The sequence below is a fragment of the Curtobacterium sp. MCBD17_034 genome, from assembly GCF_003234515.1.
In the GTDB taxonomy this organism is placed as follows: Bacteria; Actinomycetota; Actinomycetes; order Actinomycetales; family Microbacteriaceae; genus Curtobacterium.
In genome coordinates this window covers 13,191-38,851 of the sequence record NZ_QKTN01000014.1, presented here as the reverse complement: position 1 = coordinate 38,851, position 25,661 = coordinate 13,191, and the positions used below count along the sequence as shown (strand labels likewise).

Sequence of the window (25,661 nt, the reverse complement as noted above, 5' to 3'; positions counted from 1 at the left end):
GAGCCGGACGGTGCCCGACCCGAGGCCGGAGAGCGCGAGCACGACGCCCGCCGCGACGAGCCCGCCGACGAACGCGACGCCCCACGACCCCGCGACCGGCACGGTGGTGAGCAGGAGGACCGCACCGAGCCCGGCACCCCCGGAGACGCCGAGGATCCCCGGTTCCGCCAGGGGGTTCCGCGTCACGGCCTGCACGGCGGTGCCGGCGAGCGCGAGGGCCGCCCCGGCGAGGAGCGCGGCGAGCACCCTCGGCACGCGCGTGTCGAGCACGTACGACACGATCGGCCCGGCTCGCCCGGTGGCCCAGTTGACGACGTCGCCGAGCAGGAGCTTCGCGTCGCCGAGCAGCACCGCGGCGACGACGGTCCCGACGAGCACCGCGGCGAGCACGACCACGGTGAGCACGAACACGACGGTGCTCGGGATCCGGAGTCGGTCCCCCGCGGTCGTGGTGTCCCCGGCGGAGCGGGCGCGGAAGGCGAGGCCGACGAGGAACACCGCGCCGACGAACGTGGTGACGGTGCCGGTGGGGACCGCGACGGCGGCGTCCCCACCGACCACCGCGCGGAGCAGCACGTCCGACCCGAGGACGACGACCGCGCCGACGAGCCCGGCGAGCGGCAGTGCGACGACCGACCGCGCGAGCCCGGGGACGCGTCGGGTCAGTGGCCTGGCGAGCGCGGGCGCGCAGAGTCCGACGAACCCGATCGGCCCCGCGAGCGTGACCGCCGCCGCGGCGAGCAGCACCGCGAGCACGACGCTGACGACGCGGGTCCGGCGGACGCCGACGCCGAGGCCCCGTGCGGCGTCGTCCCCGAGTCCGAGCACGTCGATGCGCCGTCCGACGACGAGCAGGCCGAGGATGCCCACCGCGACGACGGGTGCCATCTGCGCGACACCGCCCATGCCGTTCTGCGCGATGCTCCCCTGGCTCCACTGGTACAGCCCCTCGGTCCGTTCGGGGAACAGCAGCACGAGGGTGGAGGTCACCGAGCCGACGCCGAGCGCCAAGGCGCTGCCGGCCAGGACGAGCCGGACGGTGCCCGACCCGAGGCCGGAGAGCGCGAGCACGACGCCCGCCGCGACGAGCCCGCCGACGAACGCGACGCCCGAGGAGGCCAGGAGCGGCAGGTGCAGCCCCGTCACCCCGACGACGGTGAGCGCGACGTACGCGCCGGCGTCGACGGCGAGCGTGTCGGGTGCGGCGAGCGGGTTCCGGCTGATGGCCTGGAGGGCCGACCCGGCCACCCCGAGCGCGGCGCCCACCAGGATCCCCGCGACCGCCCGCGGGAGGCGCGACGCGACCACGACGGACGCGTCGCCCTGGTCCGCATGACCGGTGACGGCCCTCCAGACCGCCGCCGGCCCGACGGCCGCCGAGCCCTGCGTGACGTCCACGACGGCGAGCGCGGCCACGAGGACCGCGCCGGCCAGGAGCACCGCGGTGACCGTGACCGGCCGCCGCGGCGCCAGGAGCGTCACTTCCTGAGCGCCGCCACGACGGCGTGCACGTACGCGGTCATGGAGGCCGGGCCACCGAACAGCCAGATGCCGTCGTGGAGCCGGTGCACGTGACCCGCGGCGACGAACGGCAGGGACTTCCACACGGCGTTCGACCCGAGCGTGCTCGTGAACACGTCGCCGCCGTCCGCGTCGTTCGCGAGGTAGAGGAACTGCACGTCGGACGGCAGCTTCGTCAGCCCCTCGACGTCGGTGCTGCCGAGCCCGTAGCTCCCGTCGCCGGTGACGTCCCAGGCGTTGTGGAGTCCCAGCTCCTCGGTGACGTCGCCGATGAGGGAGCCGTCGGCGTAGGGCCGGATGGTGACCTGGTTCGAGACCTCGTAGTCGTCGGCGAACGCGAAGTCGTCGCCCGCGAGCCCCGCCTTCGTGATCGCCTCCTTGCCCGCGGCGACGGCGTCGTGGAACCGGTCCATGACCTTCGCCGCCTGCTGCTGCCGCCCGGTGGCCGTCGCGATCATGTCGAGGTCGGTCGTCATCTGCTCGATCTGGTGCGAGGCGTCGGCGGACCGCACGGCCACGACGGGCGCGATCGCCCGGAGCTGCTCCAGGGTCGCGGCCGACAGGTCCGTCGTGGCGACGATGAGGTCGGGCGCGAGGGACGCGATGGTGTCGGTGCTCGGCTCGCCGCGGGTCCCGATGTCCTTCGGTGAGCCCGTCAGCGGCGCGGCGGTGTCCCAGTTCCCGTAGCCCTTCGGGTCCGCGACGCCGACCGGCTGCACGCCGAGCGCGACGAGGTCCTCGACGACGTTCCACTCGGTGCCGACGACCTTCGTGGCCGGTCCGTCGAGCTGGACCTTCGTGCCGGTCGCGTCGGTGATCGTGATCGCGCCCGCGGTGGACGAGGACGTGCTCGAGGTCGCCTCGGTGGTCCCGCATCCGGTCAGGACGACGGCGGCGGTGACGGCGAGGGCCGCGGCGGTGATGATGCGCTTCATGGGGTGGGGTGGAGCCTTCCGGATCGGTCGTGGTGTCGGCCGACGGCCCGGGTGCGGACGGTACCCGTTGCCGGGTCGACGTCCACCTCGATCCGGATGCCGTAGACGGCGCTGAGGGTGGTCGCGGTGAGGACGTCCGCCGGGGTGCCCGTGGCGACGACGCGGCCGTCGGCGAGCAGGACGACCTCGTCCGCCACGGCCGCGGCCTGGTCGAGGTCGTGCAGGACGATGCCGACGGCGATCCGGTGCTCGTCGGCGAGGTCGCGGACGAGGTCGAGCAGCTCCACCTGGTAGCGCAGGTCCAGGTACGTCGTCGGCTCGTCGAGCAGGAGGGCCCCGGTCTCCTGCGCGAGGCAGCTCGCGAGCCACACGCGCTGGAGTTGGCCACCCGAGAGCTGGTCGACGGGGCGCTCTGCCAGCTCGGCCACGCCGGTGACGGTCATGGCGTGCGCGACGGCGGCCGGGCCTCCCGGATCGCTGCGTGTCCACCGGGTCCGGTGCGGGTGCCGGCCGAACGCGACGACCTCGTGGACGCGGAGGCCCCCGGGGGTCGGGCGGCCCTGGGTCAGGAGCGCGACGCGGCGGGCGAACTGGGCCGGTGCCAGGGCGAGGGCGTCGACCTGGTCGGGGTCGCTCGCGCGGTCGGTGCGGTCGGTGCGGTCGGTGCGGTCGGTCTGGTCAGCGCGGTCGGCGCCGAGCGTGATGCTGCCCGTGCGGGCGTGCTGGAGCCGGGCGAGGGTGCGGAGCAGCGTCGACTTGCCGCTGCCGTTCGGACCGACGAGCGCGGTGACACGACCCGGGCGGAGCCGCAGGTCGGCCGCGTGCACGACGTCGACGCGGTCGTACGCCACGGTGATGCCGGTGGCGTCGAGGCCGTGCGGCGCGCGTTGGTCGGTCACACAGGTGAGGGTAGCCTAACCTCACCCCTCCTCCGCAAGGGTTCGACGACACCCGACGCCGATCTCGCCCTGTCGTGCCCGCCGTGGTCCTCGCGCTGATTGCGCACCGGCACCGCCCGTACCTCCATCTGTCTGAACCGGCGCGTGCCGCAGGGACTTCCGCTTCTCACGGAGGAGGCGACGAGGCTCAGGTTGACCGGCAAGCCGACGTCACAGGCTCGTCATGCCGCCATCGACACGGAAGATCGCGCCCGTCGCATACGAGGACTCGTCGCTGGCGAGGTAGACCATGATGCCCGTGACGTCCTCGGGTCGACCCGGGCGACCGAGCGGGGCACGGGACACGATCGCGGCGCGGGCCTCCGGATCGTCGCGGATCGTCGCGACGAGCGATGTCTCGGTGTACCCGGGAACGACCGTGTTGACCCGGATCCCGTGGGACGCGTACGCCATCGCCGTGGACCGGACGAGCGAGTGGATGCCGCCCTTCGTCGCGCTGTACGCCGCGAAGGTCGAGCCCTCCCCGTTCAGGCCGGTCGGGCTGCCGGTGCAGATGATCGACCCGCCCTCCTGGACGCGCATCGCTCGGACCGCGTGCTTCACCGTCAGGAACGTCCCGGTGAGGTTCACTGCCACCGTCCTGTTCCAGGTCTCGAGGTCGACGTCCGCGACCGCCGCGTCGTGACCGAAGAGCTGCACTCCCGCGTTCGCCACGACGACGTCGAGTGTTCGACCGGATGCGGTGATCTCCGCGTAAGCGGCCTCGACGCTGCCCTCGTCGGCGATGTCCATGGCGATGGAGCGAGCTCCACCCGAAGGCGCTTCAACCGGATGGATCGTCGCAGCTCCGGATCCCGCTGTCGCGGCGCGCGCTGCTGCATCGAGGTCGCGGTCGCCGTAGAGGACGAACGCCCCTTCGGCGACGAAACGGTCGGCGATCGCGCGGCCGATACCCGACCCAGCCCCGGTGACGAGTGCGGTCTTGCCCTCCAGCCGTCCGGTCACTTCACCGTTCCTTCCTCGTCCGCGCGCCGTAGCCGGACTGCCATGTACTGCTTCGCGGGGAGGTCCACGACGAACCTCCCCGAGTACGTCCCGGGCAGGGTGCCGACCGTCATTTCCCAGGTGTCGATGACGTCGACCTTCCACTCGATCGAAGGCTCTTGGAAGAACCGACGGAATGCCGGCCTCGAGAACCCGAAGTAGAACAGCACGTGTTCCCCGGCGACTCCGGCGGCCGGAGCGTCCCAGTCCCCCACGATCGGCTCGAGCACACCGCCGGGAGCCTCGCTCTCGATCCGTGCGAGGAAACCGATCCGGTCCGGACTGGTGCCGTGGAGCGCTCCACCCTTCGCCCACCAGAGGACCTCCTCCGGGTCGATGTACGTCTCCCCGTGGCCCACGTACCCGCCGCGAACGGCGCCTTCCCAGAACCGACGGGTCATCTCCTCCCCGGTGATGTTCCCCCAGCCCTGGTCGATGTCACCCTCGTAGGCGCACTCGTCGACGACGACGGGCTTGCCCCACTGCTCGCGCCACTCGGTCGTCATCTCGGCGGTCTTGTACGGGTCGATGCGCTGGATGCTCACGTGCGTGATCCACGGCCGCGTCTGGTCGTAGACATCGCGGCAGTTGTGGATCGAGCGGAGGTGGCCGGCGGCGTCCCAGCGCTCGATGATCCCGGCCCAGCGCTCCCAGTCGGCCTCGGTCTTGTCGAACAGCAGATCGAACTCGTTCGCAAGGGACCACCAGATGTTCCGGAACGCCCCGAGGCGCGCGACCGCGTACCGGACGTACCGGTCGTCGGATGCGGCGTCCATGCGCGAGAAGCCCCAGCGGTCGTACGCGTGGTACAGGATGAGGTCGGCTTCGATGCCCAGGGCGTCGAGCTGGTCGATCCGCTGTTCGAGGTGGTCCCAGTACGCCGGGTCGAAGCGCTCGAGGTCGAACGTGCCGTCCTCGCGTCGGATGTACGGGAACCGCTCGGGCTCGTTGTTGTTGAACGTGTACGACTTCGGGAACACGCACATGCGGATCTTGTTGAACGGCGACGACGAGAGGGTGCTGAGGGTCGCCTCCTCGAGTGCGTCCCCCTGGTGCGTCCATGCGTAGCTCGTCGTCCCGATCGGGAGGTACCGCGAGCCGTCCGCGTACCGGAAGTGGAACGGCTCCGCGACCTCAACCGGTCCGCGGCTCTCGGACTCGGTCACGTCGAACGAACCGGTGACGCCGTCCAGCGAACGGGCGTTGCTGGTGGTCTCGAACCGCCAAGCGCCGAGGGTCGGTGGGAGGAACCGCACGAGGAACCGGCCGTCGCCGGCGGCGAACCCGAGGACGTCGTGCCCGGCGCCGTCGGGTCCGAAGAACCGGGCGTTGAGCTCGACATCGGTAAACGGGTTGCCGTGCGTCGGGCCGTCGAGCCGGAGTTCGAAGCGCTGCCAGCGTCCGGTCGCGTCCGGGTGGGAGGCGCGGGCCGACCCGGCCGGTACCGATACCGGCTCGAAGGACCGCGTCGGCGACGGCGGGGCGCTTCGGTGGGCGCCGGGCTCCGCTTCGGAGCGGAGTCCGGTGCTCGCTGACCCGACGAGTTGTTCGAGCTCGGCGAGGATCGCGTCGCGTTCGGCGTCGGTGAGGACCTCTTCGGTGTCGAGGACGAGTCCGAGCGGTTGGGCGTGGAACGTGTGCAGGATCGTGGAGTCGACGATGGAGGGCGCGCGGCGACGGAGCACAGCGGCGGCGGCGGGATCGCGGAGGACCTCGTAGAGCGCGGAGTCCTCGTCGAACCGCGGCGCGGGGTGGATGTCGGTCACGGGGTCATCCCTTCACGGCGCCGGCGAGGGCGCCTCGGACGAAGTAACGCTGGAACATCAGGTAGACGATCAGGACCGGCAGGATCGACATGATGATGTAGGCGTTCAGCTGGGGGTAGTTCGACCCGTACTGGGTCTGGAAGTTGGTGATGCCGAGCGGGATCGTGAACTCGTTCGTCGTCTGGAGCAGGGTGAGCGCCATCGGGTACTCGTTCCACGTCGACACGAAGTCGAGGATGAACAGCGCGGCGAGGGCGGGCTTCGCGAGCGGGATGATGACCTGCCAGAAGAGTCGCCAGTTGGACGCGCCGTCGATACGCGCTGCCTCGTCGAGCTCCTCCGGGATCGCCTTGAAGAACCCGTAGAGGATGAACACCTGGTACGAGACCCCGAACGCGAGGTACGGGAGGATCAGGCCGATCTTCGTGTTGAGCAGGTTCAGGTCCAGCATCGTCGAGAAGAGTGGACCGAGGGCGACCTGGACGGGGATGAGCGTTCCCAGCGCGATGAGGCCGAGCAGGACCCGTTGCCACCGGAACCGGAGACGCGCGAGTGCGAACGCGGCCATCGCCGAGATCATCAGACCGAGCGGCACCTTGATCACCGCGATGATGATGCTGTTCAGCCCCGACTGCCAGATGTTCCCGACGGATGCGGCGGCGGCGAAGTTGCCCCACTCCCAGTGCGTCGGGAGCGCCCAAGGCGCGAGGTTCGCCACGTCTGCCTGGCTCTTCACCGACGTGATGAACATGAACAGGAACGGGACGATCCAGATGATCGCCGCGACGACGAGCCCGATCCAGAGACCGATGAGGCCCCAGTCGGTGCGGCGACGGTGGACGGCCGTGGTGGACGCCGCCCGGCTCCTGCCGCGGTCGTCGACGACGGGGACGGCTTCGATTGCGGAACTCATGCTTCCCTGTCCCCTCGGAAGGTCCAGATCATGTACGGGACGACGAGGATCATGCTCACGACGAACAGGACCGTGGCGATGGCGTTGCCGAGGCCGAACTCGTGGTTCGAGAACGACTGCTGGTAGGACCAGAGCGCCAGGACCTGCGTGGACTGCGCGGGCCCGCCGCCGGTGGTGCCGACGATGAGGTCGAACACCTTCAGCGAACTGATCATGGTGAGGACGACGACGATGATCGTCGTCGGGCGGAGCGCCGGCCACGTGACGGCACGGAAGACCTGGAAGGGGCCGGCCCCGTCGAGCTTGGCGGCCTCGACGAGCTCCTCGGGGACGCCCTGGAGTCCGGCGAGGTAGAGCACCATGTTGAAGCCCGCTGTCTGCCAGACGAATGCGACGAAGATCGCGTAGAGGGCGATGTGCGCGTTGCCGAGCCAGTCCTGCGCGGCCGCGCTCAGGCCCACGGCCTTGAGCACCCCGTTCACGAGGCCCGAGTCGGGGTTGTAGAGCCAGACCCACATCGTCGCGACGGCGATCGAGGCGAGCACGGCAGGGATGTAGAAGGCGGAACGGAGGAGGTTCCGTCCGAACAGCTTGCGGTTCAGACCCAGCGCGATGACGAGACCGAGGGACGTCGGCACGACGAGCGAGAGGACGACCCAGATGACGGTGTTGCGGAACGCCGGCCAGAACACCGGGTCCTGGGTGAAGATGCGCACGTAGTTGGACGCACCGACGAACACCGGGGACGAGGTGACGAACCCGTTCCAGGAGAAGAAGCTCATCACGACGGTGGAGACCATCGGGTAGACGAGGAACGCCGCGAACAGGAGCAGCGCAGGGAGGACGAACAGGAGGGCGCGCCACCCGGAGGTGAGACGCCCCCCGCGCCGGCGGGACGGCCGCCGGCGCGAGGAGACGGTCATTGCCATGGTCAGGTCAGCTCCCGGAGCGGTTCTTGATGAACGTCCGCATCTCCGAGCCGGCCTTCGTCGCCGGGATCGAGCCGGTCGCGACGCCGTTCATGATCCGCCAGTACTCGGTGGTGACGTCGAGCGGCAGGGTCTGGTCGTTGTTCTGGAACTGCCCCTTGGCGTCCTTGGCGAGCTGGTTGAAGGAGTCGGTGAGGCCGACCCCGCTGTCCTTCACGGACACGTCGTTGACGACGGGGATCTGCGAGAAGTCACCGGCGTACTTGGTCTGCACGCTCTTGGACATCCAGTAATCGAGGAACTTCGCGGCGGCATCGGGATTCTTCGACGTCTTGGAGATGTAGTTCGCCTGCTGCAGGCCATAGACGCGTCCGGTTCCGGTTGGGAACGCGAACACGCCGAGGTCCGACGTCGGCGAGAAATGCGCCTGCTTCAGGAAACCGCCGAACCAGTCCCCCTCCAGCGCCATGGCGGCCTTCTTCTGGTAGAAGACCTGCTGCCCCTGCGCGTCCGTCATGCTGACCCAGCCGCTGTTGAAGTACTGCGTCGCCCAGGTGTGCAGGCCGGTGAAGGCACTCGTCACGCAGGACGCCTTCGACCAGTCCGCCTTGAGCGCCGTCAGCTTGTCGAACTGCGCCGACCCGCACTTCGTCTCGAGCAGGTTGTCGAGCAGACGCATGACGTACCAGTTGACACTGCCGCCGAACTCGATGGGCGTGATGCCGGCGGACTTCAGCTTCGCGGCGTCGGCAACGAGTTCGTCGTAGGTGGTCGGCGTCGTCGTGATCCCGGCCTGCTTGAACAGCGCCTTGTTGTAGACGATCCCCTCCACGTCGGCGGTGTACGGCACGCCGTGGTAGCCGCCGTATTGCGTCACGGATGCCAGCGCGGTCTTCGTGAAGTCCTTGATCCAGCCGTACTTTTTGTAGTACTTGGTCAAGTCGAGGTCGACACCCTGCTTGACGTAGGTGCCGCCCAGGCCGAGGCCCGACCACTGGAAGTACACGTCCGGCATGGCCGGGGTGCCGGCGGCCTGACGCAGTGCCGTCTTGAGGTTGTCGGTGCTCTTCTCGGTGACGTTCACCGTGATGTTCGGGTTGGCCTTCTCGAAGTCCTTGACCATGGACCTGAGGCCGGTCTCGGAGGGGCCCTGCTGCTGGGTGATCCAGTAGTTGAGGGTCACCTTCCCGTTCGAACTGCCGGTGCCGCTCGCTGAGCAACCGGTGATCCCGAGGGCCACCGCAGTGGCCGCAGCGATGGCCGCTGCGATGACTCGCCGTCGTGACATCTCATCTCCTTTGATGGTGAGGCGCGGTGCCTCTGGGGCCGAGGCCCGCGGATGTGTTACCCGTAACAGGAACGCGTTACGGGTAACATAGAGCGGGCCGTCGACGAAGCGCAAGCAAAATCGCCGAAATGGTCGACCGGTTGACCAAAGCGCGACGGAATGACGAGGGATCGATGGAATCGGGGCTCGGGCGCAGCAGGCGGCGCCCGTCGATGAGCGACGTCGGCAAGGCCGCGAACGTCTCCGCACAGACGGTGTCGCGGTTCTACACGGGCGGCTACGTGTCGAGCGACGCGCGGCACCGCATCGAGTCGGCGGTGGCGGAACTCGGGTACCAGCACAGCCGGCTCCCGCAGATCCTGCGGTACCAGCGCACGAACGCGATCGGGTTCCTGAACATGGGCCCGTTGAACTTCGGGAACGCGGGCATCCTGACCGGCATCAGTCATGCCGCGAGAGCGGCCGGTCAGGCGCTGCTGACCTCGCAGGTCGATCTCGATCCCGACACGCCCGGCGCACGGAAGGAGATCGAGCGAACCCTCCGCAACCTCACGTCGATGCGTGTCGACGGACTGGTGATCGGGACACCCTACGTCGGGGTGGAGGACCTGATCGAGCAGATCAGCGGCACGGTCCCGGTGGTGTCGCTGTCCGAAGCGCCGGTCCCGGCCACCCGTACCGTGCACGCCGACTCCTATGGGGGCGCGCGTCTCGCGGTCCGCCATCTGATCGATCTCGGACATCGGCGGATCCTCCACCTCGCCGGGCCCGGCAATCGCAACGAGGCCGCGGCGCGGATCGCTGGGTACCGCGACGAGCTGTGTGTCGCTCGGATCGATGCGCTGGAGCCCTACCGCTGCCGCGAGTGGGACGCCGACTCCGGGGCCGAGGCCGGACGGGCAGCCGACCCCTCGACCTTCACTGCAGTATTCGCCGCGAACGACGAGATCGCGCTCGGGTTCATGGCGGAACTGCGGACTCGGGGAATGCACGCGCCGGCCGACTACTCGATCGTCGGCATCGACGACATGCCGGAGGCGAAGTACTTCTCGCCGCCGCTGACGACGTCCAGGCTCGATTTCGTGCAGCTCGGAGAAACGGCGATGCGCGTCATCCTCGACCGGGTGAACGAGACCGAGTCCGAGGTGACGACCCTGATCCCCGCACAGCTGATGGTCCGGGAGTCGACCGGCTCTCCACGCTGAGTGCGACGAGGACGGAGATGGACCGCGGGCTGTGCTGAGCGCCGGTACGCCCGGCCCGAGGCGAACGGAGGGGCGCCCGCCAGCGCACAGCGCACCGGCCGCCCGCCCCTCCGCCGTCCTCCGGGGGTCAGCGCTTGACGCTGTCGATCTTCAGCATCTTGGCGATGACGCCGTCGAGCTCCGCGTCGTCGAAGACCTGCTTCCAGTCCTCCTTGATGAGCTTCTCGCGCCCGTAGCCCATGGCGATGTGGCATGCGTCGGAGAACGGGTTCGAGCCGCGCAGGCCGTTCGTCAGCGCGATCCAGGTGTGCCCGTGGAGCATCGCGCGGGCGGCCTCGAACGGGACGCCGACGCCGTCGACGGTCTCGTGCAGCGCCTCGTTGAGGAAGTCGCCGATCATGCAGGCGATGGTCTCGACGAGCGTGGGCTCGAGGACCGCGAGCTGCTTGACGGTGACCCAGTGCACCTGGATGACGGGCGCGTACATCGTGCTGATGACGGCCTCGGCGGTCGCCCGCACGGTGTCGGCGTCCCCGACGGACGCGGACGGTTCGACGGCCGCGACGACCTCTTGCGGGGCGGCGATGCCACCGAACGTGTCGTCCCACTCCTCCTTGCTCGTGCGCTCGAGGAACACGGAGGGGTGGCACGGGTGGGCGACCGCGTAGTGGATGTCCTCACGCTTCGCGAGCAGCCCGGCGTACGCCGCGGCCGGGTCGAGCGTCAGGATGATCGCCCCCGACTTCATGACGGGGACGACGTCCTCCGAGATGCGGCCGAGCAGCACGTCCGGCACGGCGAGGACGACCACGTCGGCCTGCTTCGCGGCGTCGAGCGTCTCGGTGATCTCGCGGCCGAGGTCCCGGATGCGCTCCTGGCCTGCGGAGGACGCCTCGGCGTAGAGGGTCGTGTAGGCGCTCTTGGCGAAGTTGTTCGAGACGCGGGTACCCATCTTGCCGCCCGCGCCGATCACGGCGACGGTGAGCTCGGGGTCCCCGGACCCGGCGGCGGTGGTCGGTGTGACGGTGGTGTCGGTCATGTCCTGCTCCTGATGTACTCGATGGTGGTGGTGGTCCAGTCCGCCTCGGTGCGGACTGTGGTCTGGGCGGGGTCGTCGGCGTCGGACTGCCAGGGCAGCCAGAACTCGATGACACGGTTCACGTCGTGGCCTGCGGGCGCCGCTGCGGCGACGGCGTCCCGGACGTGCTCGTAGCGCAGCAGCCCCGTGCCGATGGGGACGCCGGTGTAGTGGAACCCGACCCATCCGCCGGTGCGGGTGAACGCCGAGTCCTTGACGTGCCAGTTGCGGGTGTGGGGGGCGCAGCGGGCGACGACGTCGTCGGGGTGCTCGAGCGCCGCGACGGTGTTCGCCGGGTCGAGGCAGATCCCGAGCGCCGGGCTCCCGATCGCAGCGACGACGGCGACGAGGTCGGCGGTGGGCACCTGTTCGTACGTCTCGAGTGCCAGGGTGACCCGGGCCTCCTCGTACACGGGCAGGACGGACCGGAGTCGCGCCTCCGTCTCGGCGGCGTCGGGTCGGTCGTCCCCGCTGGTCCACATCGAGCGGACGAGGGAGGCGCCGAGCACCTGAGCGACGTGCAGGTACCGCCGCAGGTGGTCGGGGTCCGTGCCGCGGGTGCCGACCTCGAGCGTGAGCCCGAGGGACGCGGCGAGGGCGGCGATCTCGGCCAGCCGTTCGTCGGACGCGGTGTCGAGCGGCAGGTGGTCGCAGATCTGGAACAGGTCGACGCCCTCGTACCCGGCTGCGTCGCGCATCGCGTCGTCGAGCGACATCGGTGCCGGCACCCGGTCGGACATGCGCCAGAAGTACGCGTAGGTGGACAGGCCGAGGAGGCTCGTCATGCGTCGACCTCCGCGCTGCGGGCGTCGGGAACCTCGGCCTCGCCGCGCGCCGCGGCCCCATCGGCCCCGGCACCGCCGAGCGAGACCGCTTCGTCGAGGATCGTGGCGATCGCCGCCGGGTCGTGTGCGAAGCGGCCGAGGAACAGCCCGCCGATGCGTCCGGCACCGCGCGTGAGCAGCCCCGGTCCGGCCGACCCGCCGTAGATCACCCGCGACCCGGCGAGCTCCGGACGGTCGGCGACGTGCCGGGCGATGCCGTCGAGCACGGTGACGATGTGGTCGTCCGGCGCGGGGGCGGGCGCGCCGATCGCCCAGACGGGTTCGTAGGCCACGATCACCGGTCCCACGAGGTGGTCGCTGGTCGCCGTGGCGAGGGCGCGGTCGAGCTGCCCGGTGACGTCGGCAACGGCGGCGGCGAGGGCCGCGGGCGAACCGTCGCCGGCCTCGGCCTCGCCGACGCAGATGAGCGGGGTGAGGTGGTTGCGGAAGGCGGCGTGCACCTTGCCCGCGATCACCGCGTCGTCCTCGTGGAACAGTCGGCGGCGCTCCGCGTGGGCGATCTCGACGAGGTCGACACCGATCTCGGCGAGCTCGGCGCCGGACACCTCACCGGTGAACGCGCCCTTGTCGGCCCATGCGAGGTCCTGGGCCCCGAGGTGCACGCGGGTGCCCTCGAGCTCGGTCCGCGCGGGGACGAGCGACGGGAACGTCGGGATCACGAACAGGTCGACCGCGCCGGAGGTCACGGCCTCGTGCGCGCGTGCGATGTCGGCCACGGCACGCGTCCACGCGATCGTCCGGGCATGACCGAAGTACAACTTCAGCGACACCCCGATGGTCAGCGCGGGAGCCGCCGTGGCCGTGAGCATCAGACGGCGTCCGAGCCCGCGAGGTCCGCGTCGGTCGCGGCGACGGCGTGGTCCGCAGCGACGCCCTGGTCCCCGGCCGTGTCGTCGACGCCCACGGGCGCCGACCCGTCGTACTGGCAGATCGCGGCGACCTTCTCCGCCGACGCTGACGCCGTGTCGAACGTGTAGCCCAACCACTCCTTCGCCAACCGACGCGCCAGCTCGACACCGATCACCCGCTGCCCCATGCACAGCACCTGCGCGTCGTTCGATAGGATGCTCCGCTCGACGCTGAACGAGTCGTGCGCCGTCACCGCCCGGATCCCCGGGACCTTGTTCGCGCTGATCGCCACACCCAGCCCGGTGCCGCAGATGAGGATCGCCCGGTCGGCGTCCCCGGCCGCGACCATACGCGCGGCGTCGACCGCGACGTGCGGGTACGCGGTGTGCCCGTCGGCGTCGACCCCGACGTCCACCACACTCGCGACCCGCGAGTCCGCCTCGAGGTCCCGCTTGATGATCTCCTTGTAGTCGAACCCGGCGTCGTCGGATCCGACGACGAGACGGAACGTGTCGCTCATGCTGCTTCCTCCTGGAGGCTCGGTGTGGGTCGGTGGCGTCGGCTGCGGTCCGGTGGACTCAGGCCGGGACGGACAGGGTGGCGAGGACGGCCTCGGTGATGAGTGCGAACGACACGGCGCCCGCGTCGGGGGTGCCGACGGCGTGCTCGGCGTGCGTGCGTGCGCGGCCCATCCTCGGGAGGAGTTCCGCGGTGCCGTCGGCGGCGCCCCGTGCGGCGGCGGATGCGGCGGCCCAGGCCACGGGCAGGTCGTCCCCGGCGGTGACGCGGTCGGTGAGCACCGTGTCGAACGGCACGAGCGCGTCGACCATCGTCTTGTCGCCGACGGTCGCACCGAATGCGAGCACGGCCTCGGTGGCGGCGTGGACGCCGCGCGCGACCATTGCGGCGTCGGGCCGGTCGGTATCGCCGAGGACGCGACCGAGGGCCTCCAGAGCGGCGCCCCAGATCGCGCCGGACGTGCCGCCGGCCTTGTCGGACCAGGCGTCTCCCGCGATCGCGAGGACGGTCCCGGCGCCCGCTCCGCGGTCGACCGCGTCCTGCGCGGCGGCGTCGGCGGCACCCGACCCGCGCTGCATGCCGATGCCGTGGTCCCCGTCGCCGGCGACCGCGTCGATCCGCCCGAGCTCGTCGACGTGCTCGTCGACGACGGCGCGGGTGGCGTGGACCGCGGCGGCGACGCGCACGGCGGACTCGCGGGACACGTCGGTCGCGTCCGGGATCGTGGTCGCGGTGTCGGCGGTGAGCGCGGCGGGGTCGAGGCGGGCCTCCGCGACGGCGGCGCCCTTGCGGTACGCGGGGGTGTCGGCGGGTGCTGCCCACAGCTCCTCGAGCTCGGCGTCGGGCCAGAACAGCGTGAGGGAGACGCCGGCCATGTCGAAGCTCGTGACGAGCTCGCCGACCTCGGGTTCGACGAGCACGGCTCCCGCGTCCGCGAGGAGGCGCTGCACGCGGTTGAACACGACGAACAGTTCCTCGTACTTGACGGAGCCGAGGCCGTTGAGGACCGCGACGACGTGCGCGCCGTCCGCGGTGGGCACGTCGTCCGGCAGCTCGGCCAGGAGGCGCGACACCAGCAGGTCGGCGAGGCCGTCGGCCGTCGGGACGTCGGCTTCGTCGATGCCCCGCTCGCCGTGGATCCCCATGCCGATGGCCATCCGTCCCTCGGGCACGGTGAACAGCGGCTCGTCGGCACCCGGGAGGGAGCAGCCCGAGAACGCGACGCCGAACGACCGGGTGCGGCCGTTCGCACGCTCCGCGATCGCGGTGACGGTGTCGAGGTCGTCCCCGCGTTCGGCGGCGGCCCCGGCGGTCTTGAACACGCAGAGGTCCCCGGCGATCCCGCGGCGCTTGTGGCGCTCGGCGGTGGAGGCGCTGGCGACGTCGTCGGTGACGGGGACGCTGCGGACGGGGATCCCCGCGGCCTCGAGCGCGCGGGCCGCGGCGTCGAAGTTGAGGACGTCGCCGGCGTAGTTGCCGTACGTCAGGAGGACGCCGCCGCCGTGCTCGGCCGCCTTGGCGACCGCGGTGACCTGCTGGGCGGAGGGACTCGCGAACAGGTTGCCCATGGCGGCGCCCGCAGCGATGCCGTGACCGACGAGACCGCCGAAGGCGGGGTAGTGGCCGGAGCCGCCGCCGATGACGACCGCGACGGTGCCATCGGGGCTCGTGGTCGCGCGCGCGACACCGCCCTGCACGCGTCGCACCCAGCGCTGGTTCGCGGCGACGAACCCGTCGACCATCTCGTCGGCGAAGTCCGCCGGGTCGTTGTACAGGCGGGTCATGCGCCGGCCTCCGTCGCGATCGCGGCCTCCGCGGCTCGGGTGCCGACGGTCCGGGTCGCACCGGTGCCGGTGCCGGCACCCCTGCGGCCGCGGGCGACGATCACCATGAGCACCGCGGAGAGCACCATGAAGAACCCGACGATGACCATCGGGATCTGGTAGCCGTCCGTCCAGTCGTGCACCGCACCGGTGACGTAGGGGGCGGCGAACCCGGCGAGGTTGCCCATCGTGTTGATGAGCGCCACGCCGGCAGCCGCGGCGGCTCCGGAGAGGAACTGCGTCGGCACGGTCCAGAAGTTCGGCAACGCGGCGAAGATCGCCATGGCGGTGACCGCGATCACGGCGATGGTCGCGGCGGGGCTCGTCATGAGGAGCGCGAGCGGGATGCTGATCCCGCCGATGAGCGCCGGGACGGCGATGTGCCAGGTCTTCACGCCCCGGCGGAACGCATCACGCGACCAGAAGTACAGGGCGATCGCGGCGGGCACGTACGGGATCGCGGTGATGAGGCCCTTCTCGAACAGGCCGAACGTCGTCCCGAACTGCTCCTGGAACCCGTCGATGATCGTCGGCAGGAAGAACGACAGCGCGTACAGGCCGTAGATGAACCCGAAGTACACGAAGCTGAGCATCCAGACGCGACCGCTCGTGAGCGCGGCGCGGAGACCACCCGTGGCGGTGTCACTGCCGACCTTGCCGCGGTTCTCCCGGGCGAGGGCATCGACGAGCCACGCCTTCTCCTCGTCGTCGAGCCACCGCGCGTCGGCCGGACGGTCCTTGAGCACGAACAGGCACAGGATGCCGACGACGATCGCGGGGATCGAGACGCCGAGGAACATGAACCGCCACCCGGCCAGGCCGAGCATGCCGTCCTGCCCCATGAGCCACCCGGCCAGCGGGGAGCCGATCACCGTCGTCAGCGGCTGCGCGAGGTAGAACAGCGCGAGCATCTTGCCGCGGTGGCGGGCGGGCACCCACGTCGACAGGAACAGGATCGCGCCCGGGAAGAACCCGGCCTCGGCGACGCCGAGGAGGAACCGGAGCCCGAGGAGCTGCTCGTAGTTCTGCACCCACACGAACAGGAGCGACACGATGCCCCAGGTGATCATGATGCGGGCGAGCCAGATGCGGGCGCCGAACTTGTGGAGTGCGAGGTTCGACGGCACCTCGAGCACGATGTAGCCGATGAAGAACACGCCCGACGCGAACCCGAACTGGGCGGCGGTCAGGGCGAGGTCGGACTCCAGACCGTTCGGTGCTGCGAACGAGATCGCGGTGCGGTCGAGGAAGTTGATGAAGAACATGAGTGCCACGAACGGCACGATGCGGATCGAGATCTTCCGGACGGTCGACTGCTCGACGCTCGAGGTCGGTACGCCTCGGGTGGCGGGGATGTCCACGATGACTCCTGCTGGGTTGGATCGACGCGCTCGGTCGGCGCGACGGGTCCAGTGTGCGCGGTCCGTTCTCCTTCTGTCAACCGGTTGACCAGTTCTCGTCGCGTCCCGGTGCCCCGGGTACGCTCCTGCCATGCCCGCGTTCAGCGAGAACGACCCCCTCAACATCCGGCTCGAGCTCGAGTCCGTGCCGACCGGTTCGCCCGCGTCCGTCGTCGCGCACCAGCTCGTGCAGCTCCTGACGGCCGGGGACCTCGCACCGGGGTCCCGACTGCCGAGCGAGCGGATCCTCGCCGAGCGCATCGGGGTGGGCCGATCGGCGGTGCGTGAGGCCCTCGCGGCGCTCGAGATCCTCGGCATCGTGCAGATCCGCCCCGGTTCCGGGACCTACCTGCAGGGCGGGACCTCGGACCTCCTGCCGACGACGCTGAGCTGGGGACTCATGCTCGCGTCGAACCGCACGCAGGAGCTCCTCGAGATCCGGTCCTCGTTGGAGCGCACCGCCGCCACCCTCGCCGCCGTCCGCGCCACCGACGCGGAACTCGACCGGCTCGAGGAGTACCTCGACCGCCAGGGCCGACACCTCGACGACGCCGAGGCGTTCATCGACGCCGACGTCCGGTTCCACGTGCACATCGCCCGGATCGCGGGCAACGAGGTCCTCGCTGACCTGCTCCAGAGCCTCCGCTCCCTCCTGCGCGTGTGGGTCGACCGCGGCGTGCGGACCGTCGCGGGCGCCGAGGCCGCGTACGAGGAGCACCGCCGCGTGTTCGAGGCGATGCGCTCGCGCGACGCGGCCGGGACGGAGCGCGCGATGGGCACGCACATGGACACGGCGAGCGCGCGGATCCTGGCCACCGAGGAGCCGGAGCGCACCGCCTCCTAATTGTGTAACCGGTTGACCAGTGGTAGAACTGCCGTCGTCCCATTCCCCGACGACGACCAAGGTGGCAACGATGCCCGAATCACCGACGAGACCCTCGCTGACCCAGGCCATCAGATCGCTCGACCCCGCGGTCCGTGAACGCCGCTACGTCATCTACCTCGTGGTGGTGGCGCTCCTCGGATGGGCGCTCGCCTCGTACGACACGAACCTCCTCACCCTGACGCTGTCCGACATCGCGAAGGACCTCGGGATCTCGTCCTCGCAGCTCGGCGTCATGGGCTTCTTCATCTACGGCGCCGAGTTCGTGCTCGCGTTGTTCGTCGGCTGGATCATGGACAGCCGCGGCCGGAAGTTCGCGTGGGTGGTGTGCCTCGTCGCGGCCGGCGTGTTCACCGGCCTGACGTTCTTCGTGCAGGACTTCACGCAGCTCGTCATCGTCCGTGCCCTCGCCTCGGGGTTCGCGAACGCCGAGCTCGCCGTGTCCGTCACGCTGGTCAACGAGCAGGTGCCCTCGCAGCGCCGCGGGTTCCTCTACTCGATCGTGCAGTCCGGCTACACCGTCGGCGTGTTCATGGCGTCCGGCATGTACCTCATCGTCGGTCAGTTCGGCTGGCGCGCGGTGTTCCTGTTCGGCATCATCCCGCTCATCCTCGTCGCGATCGCCCGGACCCGGATCCGCGAGTCCGACCGGTTCCTGCACCTCAAGGCGCTCCGCGTGGCCGTCAAGACGAACGACTCGCCGACGATCACGCGCCTGCAGGCGGAGCGGCACGTCGACCTCGCCGACCTCGAGAAGGGGTCGTTCAAACAGCTCTTCGCCGTTCCCGGAGTCGTCCGCAGCCGGATCATCCGCCTGTCGATCACCTGGCTGCTCTACGCGATGGCGTACGTCGCGAGCAACAACTACATCAGCTACTGGATGACGAACGTCAAGGGATGGACGAGTGACCAGGTCGCCGTCCTGCTCCTCGTCGCCGGTGCCGTCGGCGTCGCGTTCTACCTGTTCGGCGGGTTCATCGGCGAGCGCTTCGGCCGCAAGTCGGTGCTCGTCTGGTCCGCCGTCGCCATTCCGTTCCTGGCGACGGGTGTGCTCGTGTTCCAGAACGTCATCGTCGTCGCGGTCCTGCTGTTCCTGCTCTACCAGGCATCGAACGGCACGTGGTCCGGCGTCGGCTACACCTACCAGGCCGAGGTGTTCCCGACCCGCGTCCGCGCCCTCGCCGTCGGGTGGATGAGCGCCATGCTCGTCGGCGGGTTCATGCTCGGGAGCGTGCTCTGGGGTGCGCTCACCGCGACGCTGCCCCTCACCACGGTGTGGATCGTCATCGCCGTCGGGCTCGGTGCCGCGCAGGCCGTGTCGACGTTCTTCCTGCCGCACATCGAGTCCGGCAAGGAGCTGGAGGAGCTGGCCGCGTGAGCGTCCCGACGAGTGCGGCCGCCTGGCAGGACGACGGCTCCGAGGACGTCCCGGTCGCGGTCGGGCGCTGGTCGCTCATGCTCCGGGGCACCGAACTCGCCGACGTCCGGTACGCCGACCGGCTCGTCCTGCGCGCCGTCCGGTTCGTCGTCCGCGACCACGACTGGGCGACCGCCGACGACGTGGTCCTGACGACCACGACGGCCGCCGGTACCGTCACGATCGACGCCGTCGCCGGGTACGGCGACCACGAGGTGCTCCGGTACCGCCTGGTCGTCGCGCTCGACGACGCGGGCGACGGCCGGGAGGCGCGGCTCGGCGTCCACGCGACCGCGCACCTGAGCGGACCCTTCCGCCGGAACCGGATCGGGCTCGTCGTGCTCCACCCACCGACGCTCGCGGGCACGGCGCTGACCGTCCGGCAGGCGGGCGCCGGGATCGCTCCGACCGCGACGGCGTTCCCGGACGTGATCGCCCCGCACCAGCCCGCGCTCGACGTCGCCGGCTACGGGTGGCGGACCGAGGGCCTGGCGTGTGCGCTCGACCTCCACGGCGAAGTGTTCGAGATGGAGGACCAGCGCAACTGGACCGACGCCTCGTACAAGACGTACTCGACGCCCCTCGCCGAGCCGTTCCCCGTCGCCCTCGCCGCCCGGGACACCGTCGAGCAGTCCCTCGAGCTTCGCGTGTCCGAGGTCGCTCCGTCCGCCGTGGTCTCCTCGGCGTCGGTCGCGCCGGCTCCCGTGCCGACGCCGGACCTGCGCTCGGCCGCCGGAGCCGAGCCGTCCCTCCAGGCCGTCCCGGTGACGGGGTCCCAGGCGGGCGCGGTCGCACACCGGCCCACGCTGCAGGTGCTCGCGAGCAGTGCGCCACGCGCCCTCCTCGGTGACACCCCCTCGCCCTTCGGTCTGCCCGTCCTCGTCGAGGCCGAGCTCGACGGCCCGCAGTGGCGCGCCGCGCTCGCATCCGCCGCGCGGGAGGCCGACGGCGCCGGACTCGACATCCGGTTCGTGACCGACGACGCGGAGGCGATCGCGGTCGCCGCGGACGTCGCCGCCGGACTCGGTCCCGTCGTCCGGGTCGGGGCGTTCACCCCGGATCGGCACCTCACCACCCCGGCGCTCCAAGCGGCGCTCACCGACCTCGCCCGGGCCACCGGGATCGAGGTCGTCGCCGGCACCCGCGCGCACTTCACCGAGCTGAACCGGTCCGTCGCCGTCCTCGACGACTGGGACGGTCCCCTGACGTTCAGCATCACGCCGCAGATGCACGACCGGAGCCGACAGCAGGTCGTCGAGTCGCTCGGCGTGCAGGCCACCGTCGTCCGCGACGCCCTCGCGCTCGCGTCCGGCCGGCCGCTGCACGTCGGGCCGGTGACGTTGCGCCCGCGGTTCAACGCCGTGGCGACGTCACCCCGTTCGGCCGGCGCCACCGCGGACATCGAGGCCGGATACGGTCCCGAGTCCGTCCCGAACGCCACCGATCCACGTCAGCACGCCCCCGCGGTCGCGGACTGGCTGGCGGCGTCGATCGCGGCGCTGAGTGTCCCGGGGGTCGCCTCGGTCACCCTGTTCGAGGTCCGTGGGCCGCGGGGACTCCTGCTGCCGTCGGGCGAACCGTCACCGGCGGCGCGGGTGCTGCTCGGCTGACGAGCGGGCGGGTGCGCACGCGGCCGGGTGCGGGCGGGTGCGCATGCGGACGACAAGTGCGCATGCGGGCGCGTGCGCACTTGTCGTCGCCGTGCGCAGATGCGCCGCCGTCCGGGACCCTGGCTACTGCGGGTAGGGCGTCTCCCCGCGCTCGAGCATCGCGACGAGCTTCGCCAGGCGGTTCGCCCGGGCCGTCGGACTCGGCGCCGTCGTGATCCGGTGCAGCACCGCGTACCGGTTCTGCCGATTCAGCGTCGCGAAGCGCTCGGCCGCCGCGGGCGATGCCGCGAGCGCCGCCGTCAGGTCCTCCGGCTCGGCGATCGCCGCTGAACCGGCGTACGCGCTGGCCCATCGCCCGTCGGCCTGGGCACGGTCGACCTCCGCCTGGCCACGCGGTCGCATCCGCCCCTGCGCCGTCAGGGCCGCGACGAGCCCGATGTTCCGCTGCGACCACAGCGACGTCCGGCGCCGCGGCGTGAACCGCTGGAGGAACGTGGCGGCGTCGTTCCCCCGCTTCTGCCCGTCGATCCAGCCGCTGCACAGGGCCTCGTCGAGGGCCTGGTCGTACGTCAGCGAGGTCGGGTCGACCGTGCCCTTCTTCGCGAGCACGAGCCACACGCCGTCGGGGTCGTCCTCGTGGGCGTCGAGCCAGGCGCGCCACGCCGCGACATCCGGGACGACGAGCACCGCCGAGCCCGGTGCCGCCGGACCCGGTACCGCCGGACCCGGTACCGCCGGACCCGGTGCCGCGCTCCCGCTCACCGGCGGAGGGCGATCCCGTGGGCGTCCCGCGCCGTGGTCGCGACACGGTAGATCGACGTCGTCGCCGCGATGAACAGCGTCGTGCCGTCGTCGCCCCCGAAGCAGAGGTTCGCGACGACCTCGGGGACGGGCACGGTCCCGATCCGGTCCCCCGAGGGTGCGACGACGATGACGCCCTGCGCGCTCGAGCTCCACACGTTCCCGTCCTCGTCGACGCGGATGCCGTCGGGGACGCCCTCGTCGACCGCGAACTGGGCGAAGACGCGGCCGTTGTTGCACCGGATGCCATCCACGACGTCGTACGCCCGGATCCACCGGTTCCCGACGTCCGAGCCCTCGGATGCGGACGAATCGGCAACGTAGAGCGTCGTCCCGTCGGGTGAGAACGCCAACCCGTTCGGCTCCTCCACGTCGAGCACGACCGGGCGGACCCGGCCGGTCGCGGGGTCGAACCGGAACACCGCGTGGTCCCCGTACTCCAGGTACCCGGCGTGGCCCTCACGCGACTGCGTGATCCCGTAGTCGGGGTCGGTGAACCAGATCGTGCCGTCGGGTGCGACGACCACGTCGTTCGGGGAGTTGAACCGGACACCGTCCCAGCTCGCCACGATCGGTTCGACGACGCCGTCGCGGTCCCGCTCGACGCGTCGCCGGCCGTGGGAGCACTGCACGACGCTGCCGTCCCGGTCGAGCGTCCGGCCGTTCGTGAACTCGACGCGGTCGGCGTACACGCTCGTGGTGCCGTCGTCGGCGTGCCACTGCATGATGCGGTCGCCGGGGATGTCGGACCAGCGGAGGGTCCGCGACGCCGGGATCCACACGGGGCCCTCGGCCCAGGTGCTCCCCGTGGCGATGCGCTCGACGGCGCCGGGATCGGGGACGAGGTCGGTCAGCGGCACGGGTTCTCCTTCGAACGCACGGGCGCGACGCACCCGTCCGCTCCATGCTGGCGCATGTCGGGTCCGACGGTCAGGAGGCGAGGGCCCCGATCTCGGCGACGGTCGCGGCGATCCGGTCGGCGAAGTCCGGATCGGTGGTGCTGCCGCCCTGGTGGACGGCCTCGAGCAGCGCTCCGAGCACGAGGGTCACCGCGAGTCGAGCGGTCCGTTCGGGCACGCGACCGGCGGCGATCGCGACGAGGTCCTTCCGCAGGTCCGCCATCCACTTGAGCACGGCCGGCATGAGCTCGGGCTGCTCGGTGATGAGGTCCTTCATGACGGCCTTCTCGTGCGGTGAGGCGCCGGTCTCGGCGACGACGTGCGCGACGAGAGCGCAGAGGTCGGACACGAGGGCGTCGGGTTCCCCAGCGGCGAACCGTGCCCGCTGGGCATCGTCGATCCGGAGGTCCGGCAGCCCGAGTGCGGCGGCGGACTTCGACGGGAAGTAGTTGAAGAACGTGCGGGTCGAGACACCGGCTTCGGCGCAGATCGCGTCGATCGTCACGCCATGGAGGCCGTGCTCGGCGGTCAGGCGGCGTGCGGCGTCCTGGATGTGCCCGCGGGTCTGCCGCTTCTTGCGGGCCCGGAGCGTGGATGACTCGGGGTCGACGCCCGCGATGTCGATCGCGGCCGTGTCGAGCGTGGCGCTGGTGTCCACGTCGTCTCCGTCCTGGTGGTCGTGGTCGTCCGGCAGCGGTCGCGCCGGATCCGTGCGGCGCCGTCCCCGTCCTGTCGGACGGCGACGGCGCCGCGGTCCTGCCCTACTTGGAGACCGGGATCGATCCGGTCGCGGGGGCGGTCAACGAGCCGGTGAGGTCGGCCGCGCGCACGGCCTCCACCTCGAGGTCGTCGGCCGTCTGGTCCTTGTCGGCCTGCTCCTGCAGTGCGGACCGCTGCCGCAGCGGCGGCACCTTGAAGAACCAGCTGAGGACGAACGCGAGCAGGATCACGCCGAGGCCGACCCAGTAGATCGACACGGCCGAGGCGTTGAAGCCGGTCATGAAGGGCTTGGTGAGCCGCGCGTCCGCGCCGTTGAGGTACGACGTGTCGCTCGTCTCGCTCGCGGAACTGCTCGAGCCCGACGTGCCCTTCCGCAACTGCTTCGCGATGGCCGGTGCGACCTCGTTCACGACGTGCTTCCGCTGACTGGCATCGCTGTAGTCGATCGTCAGCCGACCGTTCGACACCGAGGCGTGCGCCTGCTTCGCGGCAGCCGCCAGGGCCTGCTGCTCGGCGGCCGGTTCGGCGGCGGCGACCTGCTGCTGGATGACGGTCTGCGCGGCCGCTGCCGGGACGGTGCCGGCGGTGACCTGCTGCTGGACGGCGGCCGTCACCTGCTGGGTGACTGCCTTGTCCGCGGCGGCCTTGGCGGCGGTCGTCCCCTGGTCGAGCGCGTCCTGGAGCTTGCTCCTGATCGGGGTGACGATCGGGGTCCAGATCTGCTTCATCACGCCCTTGTTCTCCGACGCGTTCGCGACCGAGGGGGTCAGGGCGGCGTTCAGGCCACTCGACAGGTCCGTCTTGTCCGACATCGCGGTCACGATGTTCGTCGGCATGAGGGAGAACAGCACCGACAGGAGCACGGCCGTGCCGAGCGTTCCACCGATCTGCCGGAAGAACGTCGCCGAGCTCGTGGCGACACCCATGTCCCGGGGCTCGACCGAGTTCTGGCTGGCGAGCGTGATGGTCTGCATGAGCTGGCCGAGGCCGAGACCGATGAAGAACATGCCGATCATGAGGAACCAGAGCGGCTTGTCGATCGTCATGAACGTCAGGACGACGAAGCCGACGGCGGTGAACGCGGTGCCGGTGACCGGGAAGATCCGGTACCTGCCGGTGCGGGACACGATCTGGCCGGACACGATCGACGCGATCATGAGGCCACCGATCATCGGCAGCGTGGCGAAGCCGGACGCCGTCGGGGACAGCCCGGTGACGATCTGCAGGTACAACGGGATGGTCAGCATGGCGCCGAACATCGCGAACCCGACGAGGAAGCCCATGACGGTCGCCATCGAGAACACGCCCGAGCGGAACAGCTTGAGCGGGATGATCGCGTCGTCCTTCATGAGGGTCTCGACGACCAGGAACCCGACCAGTCCGGCGACGCCCACGGCGTAGCAGGTGATCGCGCCGGCGGAACCCCAGCCCCAGTCGCGGCCCTCCTCGGCGACGAGCAGGAGCGGCGCGAGGGTCACGATGACCGAGGTCGCACCCCACCAGTCGATGCGCGGCGTGCGCTTCTCGCCGGTCTTCGGCAGGTGCAGGAACGCGATGACCATGAGCAACGCCGCGATGCCGATCGGGACGTTCACCAGGAACACCCAGCGCCAGCCCGTGATGAACAGGATCTGCGCGGCGCCCGAGAACAGACCGCCGACGAGCGGGCCGATGACCGACGAGATGCCGAACACGGCCAGGAAGTACCCCTGGTACTTCGCGCGCTCACGGGGCGCGAGGATGTCGCCCATGATCGCGAGGGGCAGCGACATGAGCGCGCCCGCACCGATGCCCTGGAACGCGCGGAAGGCGGCGAGCATGAGCATCGAGGTCGAGAAGGACGACAGCAGCGACCCGACGACGAACACCGAGATGCCGAAGATGTACAGCGGGCGGCGCCCGAACAGGTCCGAGAGCTTGCCGTAGATCGGCGTGGTGATCGTCGAGGTGATGAGGTACGCGGTGGTCACCCACGCCTGCTCGTTGAGACCGTGCAGGTCGTCACCGATGGTGCGGATGGCGGTCCCGACGATCGTCTGGTCGAGGGACGAGAGGAACATGCCGGCCATGAGGCCGTAGATGACGAGCAGGATCTGGCGGTGGCTCATGATCGGCGAGCCCGATGCGGGCGCCGATCCTGGAGCACTGCGCCGGACCTGCGCGGGAGCGGAGGCGGTTGACATTGCGGTCCTTCGGATGGGTGTGGAGATGCGTGCGTCGCCTGCAGGGAGCCGACCTCGTCGGGGTGCCGACGGTGGCATACAACCTTGCAGTGCATGCAACTTTACACCTGCCGCAGCTTTGCACAACCCGCAAT

General features: G+C 70.7%; 21 protein-coding genes and 1 pseudogene. 4 read left to right on the top strand and 18 right to left on the bottom strand.

What is annotated here, in order from left to right:
• The 8 genes from DEI92_RS16980 to DEI92_RS15380 form a co-directional block, all read right to left on the bottom strand.
• On the bottom strand, window positions 1-1,482 hold a 1,482-nt coding region (locus tag DEI92_RS16980), incomplete at its 3' end, for an iron chelate uptake ABC transporter family permease subunit (protein ID WP_111014153.1).
• The gene (locus DEI92_RS15410) at window positions 1,479-2,456 is read right to left on the bottom strand and encodes an iron-siderophore ABC transporter substrate-binding protein (protein ID WP_111014141.1); all 978 of its coding nucleotides are present in this window, start codon (window positions 2,454-2,456) and stop codon (window positions 1,479-1,481) included. The genes DEI92_RS15410 and DEI92_RS16980, both read right to left, overlap by 4 nt.
• Window positions 2,453-3,355, bottom strand: coding sequence for an ABC transporter ATP-binding protein (locus tag DEI92_RS15405; protein WP_220037513.1), 903 nt, complete (start codon window positions 3,353-3,355; stop codon window positions 2,453-2,455). Before DEI92_RS15405 ends, DEI92_RS15410 begins: the two co-directional genes overlap by 4 nt.
• A 210-nt stretch (window positions 3,356-3,565) precedes the next feature.
• On the bottom strand, window positions 3,566-4,360 hold the full coding sequence (locus DEI92_RS15400; protein ID WP_111014140.1) for an SDR family NAD(P)-dependent oxidoreductase: 795 nt from the start codon (window positions 4,358-4,360) through the stop codon (window positions 3,566-3,568).
• Window positions 4,357-6,165 (bottom strand): DUF5605 domain-containing protein, encoded by a 1,809-nt coding sequence (locus tag DEI92_RS15395; protein WP_258370240.1) that lies wholly within the window; start codon window positions 6,163-6,165, stop codon window positions 4,357-4,359. Before DEI92_RS15395 ends, DEI92_RS15400 begins: the two co-directional genes overlap by 4 nt.
• Before the next feature lie 4 nt (window positions 6,166-6,169).
• Window positions 6,170-7,078: a carbohydrate ABC transporter permease gene (locus DEI92_RS15390; RefSeq protein ID WP_111014139.1), complete on the bottom strand. Its 909-nt coding sequence runs from the start codon at window positions 7,076-7,078 to the stop codon at window positions 6,170-6,172.
• Window positions 7,075-8,001: a carbohydrate ABC transporter permease gene (locus DEI92_RS15385; protein WP_111014138.1), complete on the bottom strand. Its 927-nt coding sequence runs from the start codon at window positions 7,999-8,001 to the stop codon at window positions 7,075-7,077. The genes DEI92_RS15390 and DEI92_RS15385 overlap by 4 nt, the downstream gene beginning before the upstream one ends.
• Before the next feature lie 13 nt (window positions 8,002-8,014).
• A complete protein-coding gene (locus DEI92_RS15380) occupies window positions 8,015-9,295 on the bottom strand; it encodes an ABC transporter substrate-binding protein (RefSeq protein ID WP_111014137.1) in 1,281 nt (426 codons plus the stop codon).
• 173 nt (window positions 9,296-9,468) lie between these two features.
• Here DEI92_RS15380 and DEI92_RS15375 point away from each other — a divergent pair, with 173 nt between their 5' ends.
• On the top strand, window positions 9,469-10,500 hold the full coding sequence (locus tag DEI92_RS15375) for a LacI family DNA-binding transcriptional regulator (protein ID WP_181434983.1): 1,032 nt from the start codon (window positions 9,469-9,471) through the stop codon (window positions 10,498-10,500).
• A gap of 127 nt (window positions 10,501-10,627) precedes the next feature.
• Here DEI92_RS15375 and DEI92_RS15370 read toward each other — a convergent pair whose 3' ends face one another.
• From DEI92_RS15370 to DEI92_RS15345, 6 genes and pseudogenes are all read right to left on the bottom strand, one after another.
• Window positions 10,628-11,539: a phosphogluconate dehydrogenase C-terminal domain-containing protein gene (locus tag DEI92_RS15370; RefSeq protein WP_111014135.1), complete on the bottom strand. Its 912-nt coding sequence runs from the start codon at window positions 11,537-11,539 to the stop codon at window positions 10,628-10,630.
• Entirely contained in the window at window positions 11,536-12,363 is an 828-nt protein-coding gene (locus tag DEI92_RS15365) for a sugar phosphate isomerase/epimerase (protein WP_111014134.1), read from the bottom strand. The genes DEI92_RS15370 and DEI92_RS15365 overlap by 4 nt, the downstream gene beginning before the upstream one ends.
• Window positions 12,360-13,232, bottom strand: coding sequence for a triose-phosphate isomerase family protein (locus tag DEI92_RS15360; RefSeq protein ID WP_111014133.1), 873 nt, complete (start codon window positions 13,230-13,232; stop codon window positions 12,360-12,362). The genes DEI92_RS15365 and DEI92_RS15360 overlap by 4 nt, the downstream gene beginning before the upstream one ends.
• 98 nt (window positions 13,233-13,330) lie before the next feature.
• Window positions 13,331-13,792 (bottom strand): annotated as a pseudogene (locus DEI92_RS15355) (ribose-5-phosphate isomerase); the annotation flags it as partial.
• A 58-nt stretch (window positions 13,793-13,850) separates the two neighbouring features.
• Window positions 13,851-15,575, bottom strand: a complete 1,725-nt coding sequence (locus DEI92_RS15350) for a dihydroxyacetone kinase family protein (protein ID WP_111014131.1) — start codon at window positions 15,573-15,575, stop codon at window positions 13,851-13,853.
• Entirely contained in the window at window positions 15,572-16,975 is a 1,404-nt protein-coding gene (locus DEI92_RS15345) for an MFS transporter (protein ID WP_258370239.1), read from the bottom strand. The genes DEI92_RS15350 and DEI92_RS15345 overlap by 4 nt, the downstream gene beginning before the upstream one ends.
• Before the next feature lie 130 nt (window positions 16,976-17,105).
• Here DEI92_RS15345 and DEI92_RS15340 point away from each other — a divergent pair, with 130 nt between their 5' ends.
• From DEI92_RS15340 to DEI92_RS15330, 3 genes are all read left to right on the top strand, one after another.
• Window positions 17,106-17,858 carry a FadR/GntR family transcriptional regulator gene (locus DEI92_RS15340; RefSeq protein WP_111014129.1) on the top strand — a complete coding sequence of 251 codons (753 nt, stop codon included), beginning with the start codon at window positions 17,106-17,108 and terminating at the stop codon, window positions 17,856-17,858.
• 70 nt (window positions 17,859-17,928) lie between these two features.
• On the top strand, window positions 17,929-19,275 hold the full coding sequence (locus tag DEI92_RS15335) for an MFS transporter (protein ID WP_111014128.1): 1,347 nt from the start codon (window positions 17,929-17,931) through the stop codon (window positions 19,273-19,275).
• Window positions 19,272-20,924 (top strand): hypothetical protein, encoded by a 1,653-nt coding sequence (locus DEI92_RS15330; protein WP_111014127.1) that lies wholly within the window; start codon window positions 19,272-19,274, stop codon window positions 20,922-20,924. The genes DEI92_RS15335 and DEI92_RS15330 overlap by 4 nt, the downstream gene beginning before the upstream one ends.
• 123 nt (window positions 20,925-21,047) lie before the next feature.
• Here DEI92_RS15330 and DEI92_RS15325 read toward each other — a convergent pair whose 3' ends face one another.
• From DEI92_RS15325 to DEI92_RS15310, 4 genes are all read right to left on the bottom strand, one after another.
• Window positions 21,048-21,611 carry a YdeI family protein gene (locus DEI92_RS15325; RefSeq protein WP_111014126.1) on the bottom strand — a complete coding sequence of 188 codons (564 nt, stop codon included), beginning with the start codon at window positions 21,609-21,611 and terminating at the stop codon, window positions 21,048-21,050.
• Window positions 21,612-21,682: 71 nt separating this feature from the next.
• Window positions 21,683-22,585, bottom strand: a complete 903-nt coding sequence (locus DEI92_RS15320; protein WP_309147139.1) for an SMP-30/gluconolactonase/LRE family protein — start codon at window positions 22,583-22,585, stop codon at window positions 21,683-21,685.
• 70 nt (window positions 22,586-22,655) lie between these two features.
• Window positions 22,656-23,282 (bottom strand): TetR/AcrR family transcriptional regulator, encoded by a 627-nt coding sequence (locus tag DEI92_RS15315; protein WP_258368646.1) that lies wholly within the window; start codon window positions 23,280-23,282, stop codon window positions 22,656-22,658.
• A 103-nt stretch (window positions 23,283-23,385) separates the two neighbouring features.
• A complete protein-coding gene (locus tag DEI92_RS15310; protein ID WP_181434981.1) occupies window positions 23,386-25,527 on the bottom strand; it encodes an MDR family MFS transporter in 2,142 nt (713 codons plus the stop codon).
• Between the last annotated feature and the right edge of the window lie 134 nt (window positions 25,528-25,661).

Excerpts from the sequence above, each read along its gene's own strand:
- DEI92_RS15410 (WP_111014141.1), bottom strand. The coding sequence starts at position 2,456 with ATGAAGCGCATCATCACCGCCGCGGCCCTCGCCGTCACCGCCGCCGTC.
- DEI92_RS15390 (WP_111014139.1), bottom strand. The coding sequence starts at position 7,078 with ATGAGTTCCGCAATCGAAGCCGTCCCCGTCGTCGACGACCGCGGCAGG.
- DEI92_RS15385 (WP_111014138.1), bottom strand. The coding sequence starts at position 8,001 with ATGACCGTCTCCTCGCGCCGGCGGCCGTCCCGCCGGCGCGGGGGGCGT.
- DEI92_RS15380 (WP_111014137.1), bottom strand. The coding sequence starts at position 9,295 with ATGTCACGACGGCGAGTCATCGCAGCGGCCATCGCTGCGGCCACTGCG.
- DEI92_RS15375 (WP_181434983.1), top strand. The coding sequence starts at position 9,469 with ATGGAATCGGGGCTCGGGCGCAGCAGGCGGCGCCCGTCGATGAGCGAC.
- DEI92_RS15370 (WP_111014135.1), bottom strand. The coding sequence starts at position 11,539 with ATGACCGACACCACCGTCACACCGACCACCGCCGCCGGGTCCGGGGAC.
- DEI92_RS15365 (WP_111014134.1), bottom strand. The coding sequence starts at position 12,363 with ATGACGAGCCTCCTCGGCCTGTCCACCTACGCGTACTTCTGGCGCATG.
- DEI92_RS15360 (WP_111014133.1), bottom strand. The coding sequence starts at position 13,232 with ATGCTCACGGCCACGGCGGCTCCCGCGCTGACCATCGGGGTGTCGCTG.
- DEI92_RS15350 (WP_111014131.1), bottom strand. The coding sequence starts at position 15,575 with ATGACCCGCCTGTACAACGACCCGGCGGACTTCGCCGACGAGATGGTC.
- DEI92_RS15340 (WP_111014129.1), top strand. The coding sequence starts at position 17,106 with ATGCCCGCGTTCAGCGAGAACGACCCCCTCAACATCCGGCTCGAGCTC.
- DEI92_RS15335 (WP_111014128.1), top strand. The coding sequence starts at position 17,929 with ATGCCCGAATCACCGACGAGACCCTCGCTGACCCAGGCCATCAGATCG.
- DEI92_RS15310 (WP_181434981.1), bottom strand. The coding sequence starts at position 25,527 with ATGTCAACCGCCTCCGCTCCCGCGCAGGTCCGGCGCAGTGCTCCAGGA.